The organism is Chitinophaga nivalis (genome assembly GCF_025989125.1).
In the GTDB taxonomy this organism is placed as follows: domain Bacteria; phylum Bacteroidota; class Bacteroidia; order Chitinophagales; family Chitinophagaceae; genus Chitinophaga; species Chitinophaga nivalis.
In genome coordinates, this window is sequence record NZ_JAPDNR010000001.1 from 125388 (window position 1) to 144821 (window position 19434).

At 49.1% G+C, this 19434-nt stretch carries 5 protein-coding genes; all 5 read right to left on the reverse strand.

The features are described 5' to 3' along the window. Nucleotides 1-4: 4 nt before the first annotated feature. The 5 genes from OL444_RS00565 to atpE all read right to left on the reverse strand — a co-directional run bounded on the left by OL444_RS00565 (nt 5) and on the right by atpE (nt 19395). Nucleotides 5-15661, reverse strand: a complete 15657-nt coding sequence (locus tag OL444_RS00565; protein WP_264735199.1) for a DUF7927 domain-containing protein — start codon at nt 15659-15661, stop codon at nt 5-7. Between the two features lie 522 nt (nt 15662-16183). Continuing rightward, nucleotides 16184-17761, reverse strand: coding sequence for a F0F1 ATP synthase subunit alpha (gene atpA / locus OL444_RS00570; protein ID WP_264735198.1), 1578 nt, complete (start codon nt 17759-17761; stop codon nt 16184-16186). A gap of 83 nt (nt 17762-17844) precedes the next feature. Further along, on the reverse strand, nt 17845-18405 hold the full coding sequence (gene atpH, locus OL444_RS00575) for an ATP synthase F1 subunit delta (RefSeq protein ID WP_264735197.1): 561 nt from the start codon (nt 18403-18405) through the stop codon (nt 17845-17847). 73 nt (nt 18406-18478) lie between these two features. Then, a complete protein-coding gene (gene atpF, locus OL444_RS00580; RefSeq protein ID WP_264735196.1) occupies nt 18479-18973 on the reverse strand; it encodes a F0F1 ATP synthase subunit B in 495 nt (164 codons plus the stop codon). A gap of 164 nt (nt 18974-19137) precedes the next feature. Continuing rightward, nucleotides 19138-19395, reverse strand: a complete 258-nt coding sequence (gene atpE, locus OL444_RS00585) for an ATP synthase F0 subunit C (RefSeq protein ID WP_078670146.1) — start codon at nt 19393-19395, stop codon at nt 19138-19140. Between the last annotated feature and the right edge of the window lie 39 nt (nt 19396-19434).

Consider the following 19434-nt stretch of genomic DNA (forward strand, 5'->3'; position numbering starts at 1 on the left):
AAGCTTATCTCAATAATTCTATCCATCCTTTGTAAGATCTTTCTCCGTTAGGTGTATTTAATTTCAGGACGTAGTAATACGTACCCTCATTCAATCCTTCTCCATCCCAGGTATTCTGGTAGTTTTTGGATTGATACACCATATTTCCCCAACGGTTATAAATAAAGAGAGAAGAATTAGGATAACGGGATATATCAATGATTTTAAACTTATCATTCTTACCATCACCATTTGGTGTAATGACATTCGGGATGAAAATATCATCTCCCGTAACGGTTACCGCATTGGTGACAGACCGGTTGTTGGACAGATCCGGATCCGGTAAGGTTGCTGTGACACTGGCCGCATTCACCACCACACCCGGCCGGGTGATACGGGTGGTAAATCTCAGTGTAGCCGTTTGCGATACCTGCAGGTTATCAGGTGTCCATACCAGTATCCTGCTGATCGGATCATAAGTAGTAGTACCATTGCTGACGGTAAATCCACCTACCAGTTCCAGGTTGCTGTTCAGGGTATCTCTGACGATAATGCCGGTGGCCGTAGATGGCCCTGCATTATTTACGGTAATCAGGAAGTCTGCTTTACCACCTACCTGCAATGGTCCACCGGTCTGCAGTGTTTTAACAAGCTGTACATCGGCAGACTGAATAGCTGTTACTACCTCCGTACTGGTATTGTTACCCGGATCCGGATCAACTGTTCCTGGCGGTACTGTTATGTTTGCCTGGTTCTTCAATTGGCCGATACCATTAACAGTACCGGTAATGGCTATACGAATCGTACTACCTGCCGGGAAGTTACCAGCAGTTACGCGCACGGTATTACCATTCACGACTGCCTGTGCCGTAGCACCTCCGGTGGTCGCCTGTATCGTAGCCGTTACACCAGTCACTGCTGCCGGCACCACATCTGTTACGATAGCGCCATCGCCTTTCGCCGGGCCATTATTCTGCGCAACCAGTAGGTAGGTAATAACTGCATTATTGCGGATCTCAGCCGGACCAGACTTGGTAACAGCCAGATCTGCACTGCTGTTGCCAACGGTGGTAGTGGTAGTATTGGAAGTCACGTCTCCGCCGCCTGTATTCAAGGTGGCCTGGTTGGTGATGGTACCCGTAAAGGAGGTCGCTGTTTTACCAGTAATATTGATGACGATGCTATTACCTGTTCCTGCCGGAATAGCTGCCTGCACCTGTACATTATTGCCGCTGCCGGAGGTCGCACCTGTGACCTGTGCAGTACCGGTGGCGGTAGCCGTCCAGGTAACACCGGTGAGGGTTGCCGGCACCACATCGCGGATATTTACCGCCATAGCGTCGGAAGGACCATCATTCGTTACGGTAATGGTAAATGGCAGATTGTCTCCCGCATTGATACCAGCCGGTGCTGTTTTCACAATATGTAATCCCGGTGATTTGGTGACATTCGTAATAACCGGTACAGATGTTATGCTTCCGCCATCCGGCTCTTTCCCTGTAGCCGTATTCGTGATAGTTGTTGCCGTAGTACCGGCTGCCACTACACCATTAATGGTGATTTGTATGGTATTACCGGTGCCGCCGGCAATGTTACCCAACACGGTGATGTTATTGCCTGTACCACTGGTAGCCCCGGTGATCTGGGCATTGCCGGCAGTCGTAGCGGTCCAGGTCACACCCGTAACATCAGCCGGTACCAGGTCTGTAATGGTAATACCAGTAGCATTGGACGGACCGGCATTGGCTGCCGTGATTACATAGGTAATGGCATCTCCTGCTTTTACCTGTGCCGGACCGGTTTTCTGAATGCTCAGTCCCGCAGCACGACTTACCACTGTTTCTACTTCATTAGATACGGCAGGTACACCACCATGGTCTGCACTGGCCTGGTTACGGATGCTGCCGGTAAAGCCCGGATCAATAGTGCCGCTGATCGTCAGGGTAATGCTGTTACCTGCACCCGCAGCAATATTGCCCTGCAGGCTCACATTATTACCTGTGCCGCTTGTATTGCCTGTGAGCTGCGCATTACCCGTGGTGGTAGCAGTCCAGCTAACACCGGTAAGCGTAGCAGGTACCACATCACTGATAGTAATGCCGGTAGCATCAGAAGGACCCGCATTGGTAATCGTGATCACATATGGCAGATTATCGCCGGCATTGGCCGTAGCCGGAGCTGTTTTCACCAGTTTAATGGCGGCGGTTTTAATGATATTGGTTGTTACCGGATCTGTTACAATCGGATCGCCGCCAGGCGGTTGCAGTGTAGCCGTATTCGTTACACGGTCTGCGGTGGTATTGGCAGGTACTACGCCTTTAATCATTACCTGAATGGTGTTACCTGCGCCACCTGCGATATTACCTTGTACGGTAATGCTATTACCCGTACCACTGGCCCCGCCGGTGATCTGGGCATTACCACTGGTAATGGCAGTCCAGCTGACGGTGGTGATGGTAGCCGGTACGATATCCGTAATCGTAATACCGGTAGCATTGGATGGACCGGCATTGGCTGCCGTGATCACATACCGGATGGTATCACCTGCACTCACCTGCGCACTACCTGTTTTTTGTATGCTGAGTTTAGCTGATCGTACCACCGTTGTTACCACCTCATTGGAAGGAGTGGTAACTCCTGCAGCATCTGCAGTAGCCTGGTTCCGGATACTTCCTTCAAAAGCAGGATCAATCCGGCCATTAATCTGCAGGGTGATCGCATTACCTGCGCCTGCTGCAATGGCTGCACGCAGACTGATATTATTACCGGTACCAGCAGCACCACTGATAACCCGCGCATTGCCTGTTACGGAAGCCGTCCAGCTGACGCCGGTGAGCGTAGCAGGTACCACATCACTGATGGCAATATTGGCGGCATCAGAAGGACCATTATTGAAGATGGTAATCAGATAACGTAAGCTGTCGCCTGCATTCGCCCTTACCGGCGCTATTTTCTGCAGACTAATTCCCGGTACCTGTTTAATCACGGTCACTACCGGATCAGTCACCTGTGTTGTACCATCCGGTTGCAGCAGGGAAGCCGTGTTGGTAACACTTGCTGCGGTGGTGGCGGCCGGAATGGTACCGGTAACGGTAATGGTAATATTGTTGGCCGAACCGGCAGCAATATTACCTTGCACGGAGATATTACTACCTGTACCTGCCGCTGGCCCGGTTATCAGGGCATTGCCATTGGCAACAGCCGTCCAGGTCACCTGTGTAATAGTCGCTGGTATTACATCCGTGATGGTGATACCGGCTGCATCAGACGGCCCCTGGTTGGCAGCTGTGATAACATAGCTGATCACTTCGCCGGCCGCTGCTTCTGCAGGTCCGATCTTATTGATAGACAACAGTGATATTTTTCGGATACGGGTATTCACTACTCCCGTATATTCCTTACCGTTAGCATCTGTAACCGTAGCTCTGTTGGTGATAGTACCTGCAAAATCCGGATTGGTTTTACCATTGATGATGACGTGTATACGGTTGGCATCTCCTGCCGGTACATTGGCGCGGAATTCTACCAGGTTACCGGTACCTGTAAGTGGCGTACCTACTGGCAGTGTGGCACTACCTTCCGGTACAATGGTCCAGCTCACGTTCTGCACCTGTGCCGGTACCAGGTCTTTCACCACGGCATTCACCAGGTCAGAAGGGCCGGCATTGGTGAGATCCAATGTATAGCTGATATTATTACCTGCCACTGCTTCCTGTGGTCCGGATTTAGTAAACAACACACCTGGTGTATTAACGATCACCGTATTCACAGAATCCTGATCAGCTGTTTTTCCTGCCACTGCTACGCCTGCTATATTCAATACCGTACCGGTTGCCTGTGATACTACTGTACCTGTGATGGTCACCTGAATACTGTTATTCACACCTGCCGGTATATTACCGTTAATGCTGATGTTGTTGCCGGTACCACTACTGCTGCCAGATAAGGTAGCCGTACCTGTGGCCACGGCCTGCCAGGTTACACCTTGTATGGAAGCCGGTACCACATCGGTAATATTAATACCTGCCGCGTCAGACGGGCCCTGGTTAATTACCTGCAGGGTGTAGTTGATATTCCTGCCTGCAGCCAGGGTATCCGGGCCTGATTTGGTAATCATCAGACCAGTCTGTGCAGACACATTGGTGATGACCGGCGTAGAAGGCACGGTAGTACCGCCATGCGTATAGCTGGCTGTATTGGTGATATCTCCGGTAAAGGCCGGATCAACTGATCCACTAACATTAATGACTATACGATTATTGGCACCTGCCGGTATATCCGCAATCAGGCTTACATCGCCAGGTCTGTTACTGATATTACCACCCTGGATAACAGCAGCCCCATTACCGGTAGCAGACCATACACCATTTCTCACCTGTGGTGGTAATACATCATTAACCGCCACGCCTGTTGCATCAGAAGGTCCATCATTACTGAGGATGATCACATAACCAATATTGCCGCCGGCAATAGCTTTCGCAGGACCTGCCTTGCTGATACGCAATGCAGATTTTCCTGCTACCTGTGTCACCACATCGTTGGAAGTAATATTGTTACCATCAACCGTCGCTGTTGCCTGGTTACGGATAGTGCCTGTAAACGATGGGATAACGGTACCGTTTACGGTAATATGAATCACATTTGCCGAACCGGCCGGTATATTGGCGGTGAAGCCCACATTACCGGTTTGCCCCTGCAGATTGCCACCATTGATGGTAGCTGCTCCGGCAGCCGTAGCCGACCAGGAAACATCCTGCAGCTGTGCAGGCAGTATATCTGCAATATTTACACCGGTGGCATCAGATGGTCCGTTGTTGTATACATCAATCGTATATCCCAGCACGTTACCTGCTGCTACCGTATCCGGACCTGCTTTGATCAGTCGGATACCTGGTGTATTCACTACCTGCGTAGTCGCCGTATCGGATATCGGCGTACCATTGCTGGCTGTGACAGTAGCTATATTTACCAGCTGACCACTGGCCGCCGGATCTACTTCCCCTTTCACGGTTACCTGCACCATGTTGGTACCACCTGCCGGAATATCAGCGGTAAATACCACGTTGCCCGACTGGTTATTGATATTACCACCATTGATGGCAGCCGTACCCGTAGCAGTAGCACTCCAGGTGGCGTTATGAATAGCTGCCGGCAGCAGGTCATTCACCTGGATACCTTTGGCCGCAGACGGACCATTGTTACCAATATTAATCACATAGGAAATCTGCTGGCCTGCCGCTACCTGCGCAGGTCCTGACTTACGTATACTTAAACCAGGCTGGTTAATGACCTGGGTAACGATGTCGTTGCTACGGACAGGCGTTCCGCCATTGCTGCTCACTTCAGCATGGTTGATGATTTCACCGGCAAAAGCAGGATCGGTAGTACCCCTCACGGTCACACTCACAGTACCTCCTACCGGAATATCTGCCAGCAGGCTTACCGTACCGGTGCCGGTACCAGGATCTGTAATAACAGCACCAGTGCCGGCTGTTGCCGACCAGGTAACATTACCTACCGGACCAGGTATGGTATCGGTGATACGTACCGCCGTAGCTACAGACGGGCCGTTATTCCGAATCTGCAACGTATAGGTGATCGCGTTACCTGCATTCACGGTAGCCGGACCGGATTTGTTGATCGATAAACCAGGTACCGCAATAATATTGGTATTCACGGTAACGGTGGCCGGCCGCGGATCTGTTACGCCTGCAGGAGGTGTGGCGGTAGCTGTATTAGTGAGTGTACCGGTAGCTGCCGGATCTACGGTGCCGGTTACCGTAATGGTAACACTACCGTTATTGGCAGGAATATCCGCATGCAGAGATATATTACCAGTACCGCTGCCCGCCGCTACCGTCGCACCATTTTCAGCGACAGCTGTCCAGGTGGCATTTAATACCGCCGCCGGTATTACATCTGCAATCAGCGCCCCTGTTACATCTGCAGGCCCTGCATTGGTAACACCAATGACATAGGTAATCTTTTCTCCTGCAGCGATTTCTTTCGGTGCTGTTTTAGAGATCCGCAGATCCACTGTCTTATTCACCGTCGTTACTACCGTACTGGTTCTGGAACTGCCGGAAACAGCTGTTACTGTATTGGTAATGGTATTGGCAGCACTGTTGCTTACCTTACCAGTCACTGTAATCCTGATACTACCTGAATTATCTGCCCCAACCATCCCCAGCAGGTTAATGGTATTACCAGTACCGCTGGTGGCATTGATCGTAGCATTTCCTATAGCCGCTGCCTGCCATACTACATTGGTAATATCTGCCGGAACATTATCTGTAATGAATACATTATTCGCATCAGAAATACCATTGTTGATCAGCAAAATATCATAAGTGATCTGATCATTTACATTCACAGTAGCCGGGCCGGATTTAGATACCTGTAATCCGATATCAGTAGTCAGGTTGGTATTGATTGTACTGGTATTATTCGCAGGTTCCGCATCTGTTACATCAGCCGGTGGTGTTACAGTGGCGGTGTTATTGATAGTACCTGTTGCTGACGGATTTACCGTACCGCTGATGGTTACGGTAATGGTATTACCCGGGCCTGCGGCAATATCTCCGATTACCTGGATATTATTACCGGTAGTCACCGGCGCATCTGCCCTGGCGTTGCCGGTAGAGGTTACCGTAACATTCGTAAGCAGCAGCGATGCCGGCACCGCATCTGTAATAACTGCTCCTGTTACATCAGAGATACCCCTGTTGGTTACCACCAGCTGATACGTTAATTCCTGACCGGCTATTAAGTTGGCCGGGCCGGATTTCACAATGGCCAGGTCGGCCTCTTTACTCACCTGGGTAGTAACCGTACTGGTAGCCGGATGCGGATCTGTTACACCTGCCGGTGGTGTTGCCGTAGCGGTATTTTCAATAGTACTGTTATTGGCAGCAGACGGATCAACCGTGCCGGTTACCACAATGTCAACGGTACCGGTACCTGCTGTTATATTCGCGGTAAGATTCACATTACCGGTACCGGAAGCTGCAGATACCGTTGCGTTGGTAGCCGTAGCTGTCCAGGACGGATTCAGTATCGCAGACGGAATAATATCCGAGATCACCGCACCCGTTATATTGGATGGTCCCTGGTTAGTGACTTTAATGGAATAGCGTATTTTTTCTCCGGCTATTATTGCTGCCGGACCACTCTTCACTACCCGCAGGTCTGCCACCCGATTCACGATCGTGTTCACCACCGCATTAATCGGTTGCTGACCAGGTACCGTAGCGGTAGCCGTATTCAGGATATTAGTACCGGCAAAATCAGGATTTAGTGTACCCGTTACCGTTATATCCACACTATTACCGCCACCTGCTGGTATATTGGCGGTGATATTGATATCAGTATTACCACTGGTACTGCTGACACTTGTACCTGCTCCGGTAGCTACTGCTGTCCAGGATGGATTCAGGAGATTATTATCCAGTATATCCGTCAGCGTTACCCCTACGGCATTAGACGGACCACTATTCGCCACATGAATGGTATAGGTAATCTGATCACCGGCAGCGGCCTGGCTCGGACCGTTTTTGGTCAGCTGAATACCAGGTTTATTAATCACTTTGGTGATCGCAGTATCCGTTACCGGTGCTGGTTCGTCCGGAGAGGTGACCACCGCCCTGTTTACCAGTGATGGGCCATTATAAGCTGGATCTATTTTACCTTCTACCAGTACCAGGATACTGTTGTCTTCACCAGCTGGTATATTAGCTGTCACCGCAATCTGATTGCCACTGCCATTGTTACCTGCAGTAACGGTTGCTGCACCAAAGGGCAGTACACGCCAGGTAACACCGGAAATCGCAGCCGGAACGGTATCCCGGAACTGTACACCGGTAGCATCAGAAGGCCCTTCATTTTCAACACTGATAATATAGGCAATGTTACCACCTGCTGCTTCCTGTGCCGGACCAGCCTTGATAACAGATAAAGCCGTTTGTTTCACAATATGTGTAATGGTAGTATTGGAAGATACCTGCGGTTGTCCGGCAATATTGGCGGTAGCCACATTCGGAATATCACCGGTAAAGGCCGGATCTACCGTACCATTAATAGTTAACACAATTCTGTTGCCGCTACCGGCAGCAATATCACCCGTAAAGACGATATTATTGCCCGTACCACTGCCGTTGCTTACAATCGCATTACCTACAGATATCGCATTCCAGGTAATATTTTTCACAGATGCCGGTACTGCATCTGTAAACGAAATATTTTTCGCATCAGAAGGTCCTACATTGGTAGCGGTAATCGTAAAGGTGATGTTACTACCAGCTGCCAGCGTATCCGGTGCACTCTTCACCAGCTGTACGCCAGGCAGGTTATTGACCGTGGTTGTTACCGTATCACTGATACTGGTATCCTTACCCTGTTCAAAAGCACTGGCAAAATTTTGCAGGGTACCTGCATAATCCTGTGCTACTTTACCGGTAACGGTCACGAATATATGATTACCCGTGCCTGCCGGTAAAGTACCGGTTACCTGTACATTATTGCCGGTACCGGTAGCACCACTGGTGATGGTGGCGGTGCCAGTCAGGGAAGTAGTCCAGGTGGCGCCGGTGATCTGGGCCGGTATCAGATCGGAGATATTTACCTGCCGGGCATCTGATAACCCATAATTGGTGGCGGTTAATACATACGTGATGTTTTCGCCGGCATTGATCCGGGCAGGACCTGTTTTATCAATGCTGATAGCTGGTTCGCTTTTCAGTATGGTAGATACAGAAGCGGTTACCGGCGGTATACCGGTTACTGCTGCCGTAGCATTATTTACAATAGTGCCGGTAGCTGCAGGACTCACCGTACCATCTATTACAATCAGTACCTTATTATTGCCTGCCGGAATATTAGCGGTCACCACTACATTATTGCCGCTGCCGGTAGCACCACTCAGCACAGCCGCATTGCCGCCGGCAGTAGCCCGCCAGCTGCTATTGGTGATCACTGCGGCAACCGCATCGGTGATGTTCACATTTACGGCATCGGAAGGCCCACTATTGGTCACTTCCACAGTATACCGTATCCGGTCACCAGCTACCATTGTACCAGGACCTGCTTTACTGATCTGCAAACCAGGTTTATTCACGGTCTGCGTGGTAACAGTATCTGACGTCACCGTTGGCTGGCCGGGGATATCACCGGTAGCATGGTTTTCCAGCACACCGGTAAAGGAAGGTGCGATAATCCCTTTTGCGGTAATGGTAATCGCGTTACCGGTACCGGCTGGAATATTGCCGGTCACATTCACATTATTTCCCGTACCGGTAGCACCACTGCTGATAGTAGCGTTACCTGTGGCGGTAGCTGTCCATTGTACATTGGTTAATGCTGCCGGCACCACGTCGCGGATGTTGGCATTCACGGCATCAGATAAACCCAGGTTGTGTACAATCACTGTATAGGTAATCTGTTGCCCTGCTACCGCAGTATCCGGCGCGCTCTTCTCCAGCAGCAGTTTAGGCAGACTGGTAACATTGGTAATCACTTCTTCGGAAGTTACCGGTGGCGTACCGGGAACACTTACAGTACCACGGTTGCTGATCCGGCCGGTAAATGCCGGATCTACTGTGCCGGTAATCGTAATCAGTACCTGATGATTTTCACCGGCAGGTATATCTGCATCCACCTTCACAATACCATTGGTGATCTGGCTTTCATTCACCACAGCACTTCCCTGGGTAGTTACCTGGATAGTGGCATTCTTAATACTTGCAGCCAGCGTATCCAGTAATATCGCATCAAAGGCATCAGAAGGCCCTTCATTGGAAAGCTGCAGGGTATAACTGATGGCACCGCCCGCAGTGGCTGTAGCCGGACCAGCCTTATGTAATATCAGACCCGGTTTATTGCGGATAACCGTAACAATTTCATTGGAAACAACCGGTGGCTGATTTTCCACTGTTACTGTTGCGGTATTGCGCACTTCTCCATTGGCACCTGGTAAAACAGTAGCTGTGATCTGTATGCTCACTTTATTATTACTGCCTGCAGGTATGTTGGCATTTACATTTATCGTATTGCCGGTACCGGTAGCACCGCTGTTGACAACCGCATTACCCGTAGCAGTAGCCGTCCATTTCACATCTTTCAGGATATTCACGCCAATCACATCTGCAATCGCAGCATTCACCGCATCGGAAGGGCCGGCGTTAGACACAGTAATGTTATAGCTCACAGTCGTACCGGCATCAGCGCTGGCAGGACCGGCTTTTACGATCTGCAATCCGGGTTTGTTGATAACGGCTGTCTTATTTGCAGCAACAATTACGTTGCCGCCGAAGATGGCTCTGGCTGTATTGATCAATGTATCTTTTGCAGCAGGATTCACGGTACCATTAATCCGTACCTGGATTTTATGGGTTGCACCTCCCGGAATATTAACGGTGGTACTGATGTTATTACCGGTGCCGCTGGCAGGTGCTCCGGTGGCAACTGTCGCATTGCCACTGGTAATTACAGACCAGCTCACATTGGTGATGTCTGCGGGTACCACATCTGTCAGCTGTACACCATTGGCATTGGAAGGCCCGGCATTGGTCAGTTCCAGCAAATAAGTAATAGGATCGCCGGCGTTCACACTACCGCTGGCCGGCCCGGTTTTGCTCAGGGAAAGCCCGGTTTTATTTTCAATCACCGTATTCACGGTATTGGATGGTTCTGCAGGTTTACCTGGCGGTGTAACCGTAGCCGTATTATCAAAGGCGCCGGTAGCATTCGGATCTACCGTGCCCGTAATATTTACCACTATTTTATTGTTGCTGCCCGCCGGCAGGTTGGCAGTGAAGTTCACATTACCGCTGCCACCAGTGGTACCGGCAGTAGCGCTGCCACTCGTCGTAACCGTCCAGGTGGGATTTAATATCTGTGCCGGCAATATGTCAGCAATGGTCACATTGCTCACATCAGAGGGTCCGTTATTCAGTACGGTGATCTGATAGTTGATAGCTGTACCCGCAATTTCAGAAGCCGGTCCTGTTTTAACGATAGACAAATCTGATTGCGGATCAGGGTTATCTGTATCGGTGGCGGTATTACCAGCAGGGTTAATATTGTTATATCCGGCCGGAACAGTAGCGGTGGCTTTGTTTACCAATGGCCCAGTGAAGCCGGATGGGATTGATAACGTTAACGTATATACGATACTTTTACCGGCATGTATATTCAGCGGTTGATTGATACTACCGCTACCACTGGCCGCTGGCTGATCATCTGTTGCGGTTACAGACCAGGAAGCCACAGTAATACCTGCCGGCAACGGATCGGTAAAGGTACCTCCGGTAAGATCAGAAGGTCCGTTATTGGTAATCGTAATCTGGTAAGTTGTATTGGTACCAGGTGTATAGGTAGTGGTATTATCTGTTTTAGTGACTACCACTTCCACAGTCTTGCCCACCGGTGTTACCAGCGTATCCTTACCCGGCGTAGGATCGGTTACATCTGGTGGTGGTGTTACTGCTACCGTATTGGAAAGACTACCACCCGCAAAGGAAGCAGACACTTTACCTGTAATGCTGAGTGTTACGCTGTTACCTGAACGCAGGGTTACGCCGGTCCAGTTGCCACTGGCACTGGTGTAGATACCGGCAGACGGCGTATAGGTATCTGCTATGAAACCGGCAGGCAACTGATCTCTCACTACAAATGTTTCTCCCGGCTGTAAGGTGGAAGGTCCGTTATTAGTGACAGTAATCGTATAAGTGAGCGCCTGGCCAGCTACTGCATTCGTTGGATTAGCTACTTTAGATACGGTCAGATCCATCTCTGCTGCCTGCACAATAATAGTAACAGTAGCCGTTGCACACGCACCCTGGTTATCGCACACCTGGTATACGTAACTATCGGTGCCGGTGAAACCCGGATTAGGTGTATAGGTGAAAGTACCATCTGCACGTTGTTGCACCGTACCATTTTGCGGCGGCGTAACCGGTGTAGTCGTTACCGTTAGTGGCTGATTTTCCGGATCACTATCATTGGTGAGTACATTACCACTCACAGGAACATCCCGTTTGGTAGTATACCGGTCATCTACTGCAATCGGCGGATTATTAGGCACCGTACCGGTAACTTCAGACACATTATTACTGTGATCCGGGTCTGGTGTAGAAACGGGGATCGTAATCAACGCACTGTTGTAAAGAACATCGCCTCCTTTTGCAGTAGCAGCAATAGTACCGGTAACAGTCAGCACGACTTTATTCCCGGCAGCCACTGGTATGTTGACAGATGTTTTCACAATCCGGCCACTTCCGGAAGTCGGCGTCACGGTTACGCCTGCACCTGTTGCCACTGCTGTCCAGCTGGGGTTTTCCATAGCGGCTGGTAACAGATCCTGTATATCTGCACCACTTACATCAGAAGGTCCGAGGTTTTCTGCAGTAATGGTATAGGTTAAAGTACTACCGGTTTTATAGGTATTGCCGGCATCTGATTTCACAATTTTCAGATCAGCCTGGCGCACATATCTTAATACCACCGTATCCGTAGCGGCAGCGCAGTTACCATTCGTAACAGACCATACCAATGTTGCAGTGGTATTGGGCTGCAATGTCATGGTTGTTTTCGGATTGGCCGGATCTCCGATCGTAGCATTACCTCCGGCCAGTGTCCATTTGCCGGTACCATTCACCGGTATATTGGCATTCATGTTGAATACGCCGGAATTGTACTGTATCTGGTCAGGACCTGCATTGGCAGCATCCGGACGGGTATACAGCAGTATCTGCACGGTATCTTTCGTGGCAGCGCAAGCGCCGCTGCTGATGGTCCATACAAAGGAGTAGGTACCTGGTACCAGGTTGTTGATGCTGGTATTAGGCGAGGCCGGATTACCGATAGTCGCGGTATTGGGGCCAGCCACCTGGGTCCACCTGCCGGTGCCCGCAGCAGGCGTATTACCCGCCAGCGTAGTCACACCCACGTTACATAATTCCTGATCAGGACCTGCATTCGCCTGTGTAGACGTAGGAGATACGGTCACCAGTACGGTATCGGCCGATGGCGTACAGCCACCATTACGAATCGTCCAGATGAAGGTATAGGTACCGGCAGCCAGGCCACTTACGCCCGTATTCGGCAAGGTAGTATCTGCAAATACAGCGGCATTGGGGCCACTGGCCTGCCGCCAGCCACCTTTGCCGGATACAGGTGTGTTACCTGCCAGCGTTGTACTGGTTACATTACACAGCTGCTGATCAGGGCCTGCCTGCGCAATGCTCGGTGGTATATCAATCCTGATTTGCACCGTATCGGTAGTAGTGGTACAACCGCCATTACTGATAGACCATACAAAATTATAGGTACCTGGTACCAATCCGCTAACGCTGGTATTAGGCACAGCAGGGTTGTTGATGGTGGCGGTATTGGGACCGGAAGCCTGTGTCCAGATTCCTTTACCTAACGCCGGTGTGTTACCTGCCAGGTTAATGGTAGTTACATTACATAAAACCCTGTCGGGTCCTGCATTCGCAGGCGTAGGTGGCGCAGTCACAATCACAGTATCGAAGCGGATATTATTACACAGCGGACCAGATGGCAATGCATCACATTCATGCTGAGGATCGGTAGGATTCGTGAGTGTCGGATCTGAAGCATCTATATCCAGGTCTGTAGATGACCGGAGCAGATAAGCATTGGCGATGGCCAGATCTGCCGGTGCCGGATCTGTGACGGTAACAGCAAACACATAGGTAGCTGTCCCCCCGCTGGTCAGGGTCAGCGATTCAGTATAACCGGTAGGTCCGGTAGAACTGCCGGTACCAAAAGTTCCCGAGCCGGCTACGATATTTCTGCTGACCAGTGAAATAACATTCAAGGCAGTAGGTACGGCAAAGTTAAAGCGGGCATTGACAGCAGAATCCGGGCCATTGTTACGTACTGTTACCGTTACGTTGTAAGGTTTCAATACGCACCCTTTTTTGCTGGGCGGTACAATCAGTGATACCAGTTCCAGGTCAATGTTGCGGCGGGTATCCAGGGTATCGTTGGCCGTATTGTTAGTCGTATTGGATTCATATTCATTTTGTACAGTGGCCGTATTAATGATCCTGTGCGGCGCATTCACTGGCACCCGTACCGGTATCGTAATCGGCGGATAGGAAGCCCCTGCCGCCAGCTGATCTGTTCTGGTAGCCACAATAGTATTGCCGGAGGTACCAGCGAAAGACCATCCGGTACCGCTGGGGATGCCGGCTATCAGCCCGGCTGGTACCACATCATTGATGGTAACCGTGCTGGGCCCGGGTTTGTCATCTGTTCCCACATTTCTGACCGTCAGCACATAATTGCCACTCAACCCTTTCCGGATACTGCCGTTATGGGTTTTCGTAATGGCCAGGTCCGGGGTGATAATCTGTGTATTTACACGCGAGGTATCATTGGAGGCATCTGCATCTGAAATGCCCGTGGCAGCAGGTTCTACATAGGTGGTGTTGGTAAGTATCCCACCGGGAGGTTTCCCGTTAACGGTACCTGTAATGGTGAAGGTAGACGAACTTTTGGCGGCCATATTCAGCCGGGCCGACGACAGGCTGGTACTCGTATAGCCGGTAGCGGTATTACCGGAAAAACCATCATTGGAGAAGCTGACATTAGAAATATTAAAACCGTTGGTAGGAGAAAAAATATCTTTCAGCGGCAAGTTGTTTACCTGGGAAGTGGTTTCGTTGTAGGCAGTAATCCTGTAGGTAAGCGGGCCGCCAGGTCGGGCGATAGGCTTGTCTGCCAGTTTTTGTACCCGGATGTTACCCGGTGTGGTGATGATCAGGTTACGTACTTCGTGATTGTTATTGGCAAGACCCGTAGATGCTGCAAAGCCGAGTTTCAGCCGGGGTGGCGGTGGCGCCGACAACACGAATGGCCCGAAGATGGTGGTAAAAGCACCGTTAGGCGAGGTTTTCCAGCGCACGGTGATTTCATATTGTCCGGTGCCGGTAGGCATGATTTCTACCTGTACCCGGCGATAAAACTGTGCACTCGTAGGACGGGTAGGCGTTAATGGATCATAGTCTATGGAAGCATTTACCCGGGCGCCACCTACATAGGCATAATTGGGCGCTGGTCCGCGGGCAGAAATATAATCGGGAAACTGGTCGCTGCAATTAGCAGTGAAGCCGCCTACTTTTCCGTCGCCACAATTACCATAGTTACCAAATTCATCGATCCCTATTCCCACATAACCGCCACTCAACCCGGTATTCCCTGTTGAAGTGGACTGGGAGTAGCCCAAACTTCCTCCCCGTGATCCCAATGTGAAGTTGGTTACGTTATCATTAAACAGGAAAACAGAGAAGCCATCACCACCTCCAAACTGAGGGTTCTGTCTTCTCCAGGCTACATATTCAAAATCCATCAGGACTCCTAACGTAGAAGGAAATCCCTGGTTAACATAGGCATATCCGACCTGGTTATTGACATCTTCGGTCAGGCGCAGCCAACCTGCTCCGGTAGGATCTACTGTGCCGGAAGTTAGTCTGGCAGCTCCTCCCAGGGTAATATCTCCCTGGGAATTACCTTTAAAATCTTCCGTAATGGTAAACTGTGCATGTGCCGGCAGCCCATACAGGAAAAAAAACAGGAAGGGTACTATGAAGTACCTGCAGAAAAACCGTTTGTTAATACGTATAGCCGTTGGAGTTATGGCGAGTAAATTTACACCCATGCACAAGTATTTTATGTACCAGACAAATTGCCACGGTTGAATGGGTGGTGCTCAAACAATACTGTACACATCTGAAATTTCATTGCTCCTGCCAACAAACAATATTACTTAATGCACCAACGCACAATCAAGCCTTGACACAAGGAATTAACACTTCACGGTAAGGTGGTAAAAGGACGGAATTATATTGCTTTTAGTAAATGCAAACTGGTAAATGACAACAATAAACTTGCTTGTGAAAAATGGTCAACTTATGGAATACAACATTCTACATACACATGGATCAAAACAAATTGATCTTCCGGGGGACTACAAAAACTACGTTAAATATGACAAACTTGTTAACAAATATATCTTCCTCAGTGCAATAAATAAAAAAAATTTCTGTCTTTGTATCTGATGCAGATTTGAAATTAATAATATTTAAATATAAATATATTCAAATATTAAATGCTATTATAGTAAAAAGCCTTTGCCGGAATTGGCAAAGGCTTTTTATATTTTTCAGCAATACGTGATTGCCTATACGAATCTTGGTTTCAGTTCATTTGCGAGGGTGATCATTTTTTTGATACCATCTTCCGGCAGGTTACCTTTTTTGAACTCAGCCAGTACTTCTGGTAAACGTACCTGCATTTCATTCAGGAACGCATCTTCAAAAGCACGTACTTGTTTCACAGGTACATCACGGAGCAAGCCGTTGGTACCCAGGTAAATGATAGCTACCTGTTTTTCTACGGCATAAGGGCTGAACTGTGGTTGTTTCAGGATTTCCACGTTACGGGCACCTTTGTCGATAACTGCTTTGGTAGCAGCATCCAGGTCACCACCGAATTTGGAGAACGCTTCCATTTCGCGGTATTGGGCCTGATCGAGTTTCAGGGTACCAGATACTTTCTTCATGGATTTGATCTGCGCGTTACCACCCACACGGCTTACAGAGATACCTACGTTGATCGCCGGACGTACCCCTGCGTTGAACAGGTTACCTTCCAGGAAGATCTGACCATCGGTGATGGAGATCACGTTTGTAGGGATGTAAGCAGATACGTCACTCGCCTGTGTTTCGATGATTGGCAATGCAGTCAGGGAACCACCACCTTTTACCAGGTGTTTGATAGACTCCGGCAGGTCGTTCATCTGGCGGGCAATAGCATCATTGTTGATGATTTTTGCAGCACGCTCGAGCAAACGGCTATGCAGGTAGAATACGTCACCAGGATATGCTTCACGACCAGGAGGACGTTTCAGCAGCAGGGATACCTCACGGTAAGCAACTGCCTGTTTGGACAGATCATCGTATACGATCAGTGCAGGACGACCGCTATCGCGGAAGAACTCACCGATAGCAGCACCGGCAAATGGTGCGTAGAACTGCAGCGGAGCCGGATCGGCAGCGGATGCAGCTACGATGGTAGTATAAGCCAGCGCACCTGCTTCCTGTAATGTTTTCATTACACCGGCAATAGTGGATGCTTTCTGACCAATCGCTACATATATACAGTATACAGGTTTACCTGCATCGTAAAATTCTTTCTGGTTGATGATGGTATCGATACAGATGGCAGTTTTACCAGTCTGACGGTCACCAATCACCAGCTCACGCTGACCACGACCTACCGGAATCATTGCGTCGATCGCTTTTACACCGGTTTGCAGTGGTTCTTTAACTGGTTCGCGGTACAATACACCTGGTGCTTTACGCTCCAGTGGCATTTCGTACAGTTCACCTTTGATCGGGCCTTTACCATCGATTGGCTCACCCAATGTATTGATTACACGGCCTACCACACCTTCACCTACTTTAATGGAAGCGATTTGTTTGGTACGACGTACTTTATCACCTTCTTTAATACCGGCAGATTCACCCATCAATACCACACCCACGTTATCTTCTTCCAGGTTCAGTGCGATAGCTTTAACACCGTTGCTGAATTCTACCAGCTCACCATAGCCTACATTACCTAAACCGTAAATGCGGGCAATACCATCCCCTACCTGCAATACTGTACCTACCTCTTCCAGGTCGGCAGAAGCATTGAAGTTGCTTAACTGCTGGCGTAATATCGCCGAAATTTCATCAGGTTTAATATCAACCATAATTATGCTTTTTAAAAAGAGTCGTTAGAGAAATTGAAATTAACGACAACAGCTTTGCGTGTACGCAGCGGCTGCTGTATGGTTTAACGTATATCAGATACGTAAATGTTCTTGTTGAATTGTTGTTTGATATCTTTCAGATCCCGGAGGATAGAAGCATCAAACAAACGGTCGTTGGCTTCCAGTACGAAACCACCAATCAGTGCAGGATTTACGGCTGTTTCCAGCTGGATCTGCTGATTGCTTTCTGCGGCCACTTTCTGTTTGATAACATCCAGGGTAGCTGCGTCCAGCGGAGTGGCAGTGGTGATTTTAACCGGGCTGATATTTTTCAGTACATTATACTGGCGTGTAAACTCAATCGCCATTTCAGGCAAATTGCTTTCACGTGCTTTGTTTACCAGCAGGTTAATGAAAGTAAGCGTGGTAGCACTTACCCGGCCATCCAGAACGGCTGCCAGTATCTTTTGCTTTTTATCGGCCTTAATGATCGGGCTTTTCAGCAAACTCACCACATCTGGATTGCTTTTCATCACCTGTTGTAAGAACAGCATGTCGGTGTGTACCACTTCCAGCTGATTCAGTTCCTGAACCAGATCTATCAATGATTTTGCATACCGGGATGCTAAACGGGGATTCTGCATAATATAAAAAAGCTTTTAGCTGTTAGCCTTTAGCTCTTAGCTGTTAAGCAGCCAAAAGCCAACTGCTGATCTCTTAGTTCAATTTAATTTCTTCTGCCAGTTGTTTTACGTAACCTTCCTGTGCAGTTTTATCTGCCAGCTCTCTTCTCAGTACCTTTTCAGCTACTTCAATCACGAGGTTACCTACCTGGTTTTTCACATCCGTTAACGCAGCCATTTTCTGGTTTTCGATAGCGGTGTATGCTTCGCTGATGATCTTTTTCGCTTCTGCCTGGGCTTGTACCTTTGCTTCACCGATAATCTGATCTTTCGCGTCTTTTGCTTCTTTCAAGATCTTGCTTCTTTCAGCTTTCGCTTCTGCCAGCACATGTTCGTGCTCAGCTTTCATCTGGGCCATTTCCTCTTTTACTCTTTCTGCAGTAGCAATAGAGTCAGTAATAGAAGTTTCCCTTTCTTTCAAAGTAGCCAGGATAGGAGTCCAGGCAAATTTTTTCAAAATCAGGAAAACGATGATGAAAATAAATAATGAGATGAAGAACAAGCCTGACGCGGGTAGCAACAGATCCATATAATTATGATTTTGAGATTTTTTTGATTTTTGATTTTTTGATGCGGGAAAACCAACACTTTTGATCCGGTATATCACACAAACCAAAAAATCAGTCCATCCTTACAGTCAAAAGGATTACTGCATCCATTGCCCTTTGCGCCGGATGCAGTAAAAAGTTTGGCTTACAGAACTACCGCCAGCAGACCAGCGATTACACCGAAGAGGGCAACACCCTCAACCAGCGCAGCAGCCAGGATCATGTTTGCACGGATGTCGTTTGCAGCTTCTGGTTGACGAGCGATAGACTCCAGCGCGCTCTTACCAATGTTACCTACACCAATACCAGCTGCGATAGCAGCGATACCAGCACCAACAGCACCACCAGCTTTAGCTAAACCAGATGCAGCAGCAGCCTGCAATAAAACAGTCAAAAGTGCCATAATTGAATATGTATTTGAATTAAAAAATTACGGTTTTAT

Bases quoted from the DNA above. Each gene is read 5' to 3' on its own strand.
- OL444_RS00565 (WP_264735199.1), bottom strand. From the start codon at position 15,661: ATGGGTGTAAATTTACTCGCCATAACTCCAACGGCTATACGTATTAAC.
- atpA (WP_264735198.1), bottom strand. From the start codon at position 17,761: ATGGTTGATATTAAACCTGATGAAATTTCGGCGATATTACGCCAGCAG.
- atpH (WP_264735197.1), bottom strand. From the start codon at position 18,405: ATGCAGAATCCCCGTTTAGCATCCCGGTATGCAAAATCATTGATAGAT.
- atpF (WP_264735196.1), bottom strand. From the start codon at position 18,973: ATGGATCTGTTGCTACCCGCGTCAGGCTTGTTCTTCATCTCATTATTT.
- atpE (WP_078670146.1), bottom strand. From the start codon at position 19,395: ATGGCACTTTTGACTGTTTTATTGCAGGCTGCTGCTGCATCTGGTTTA.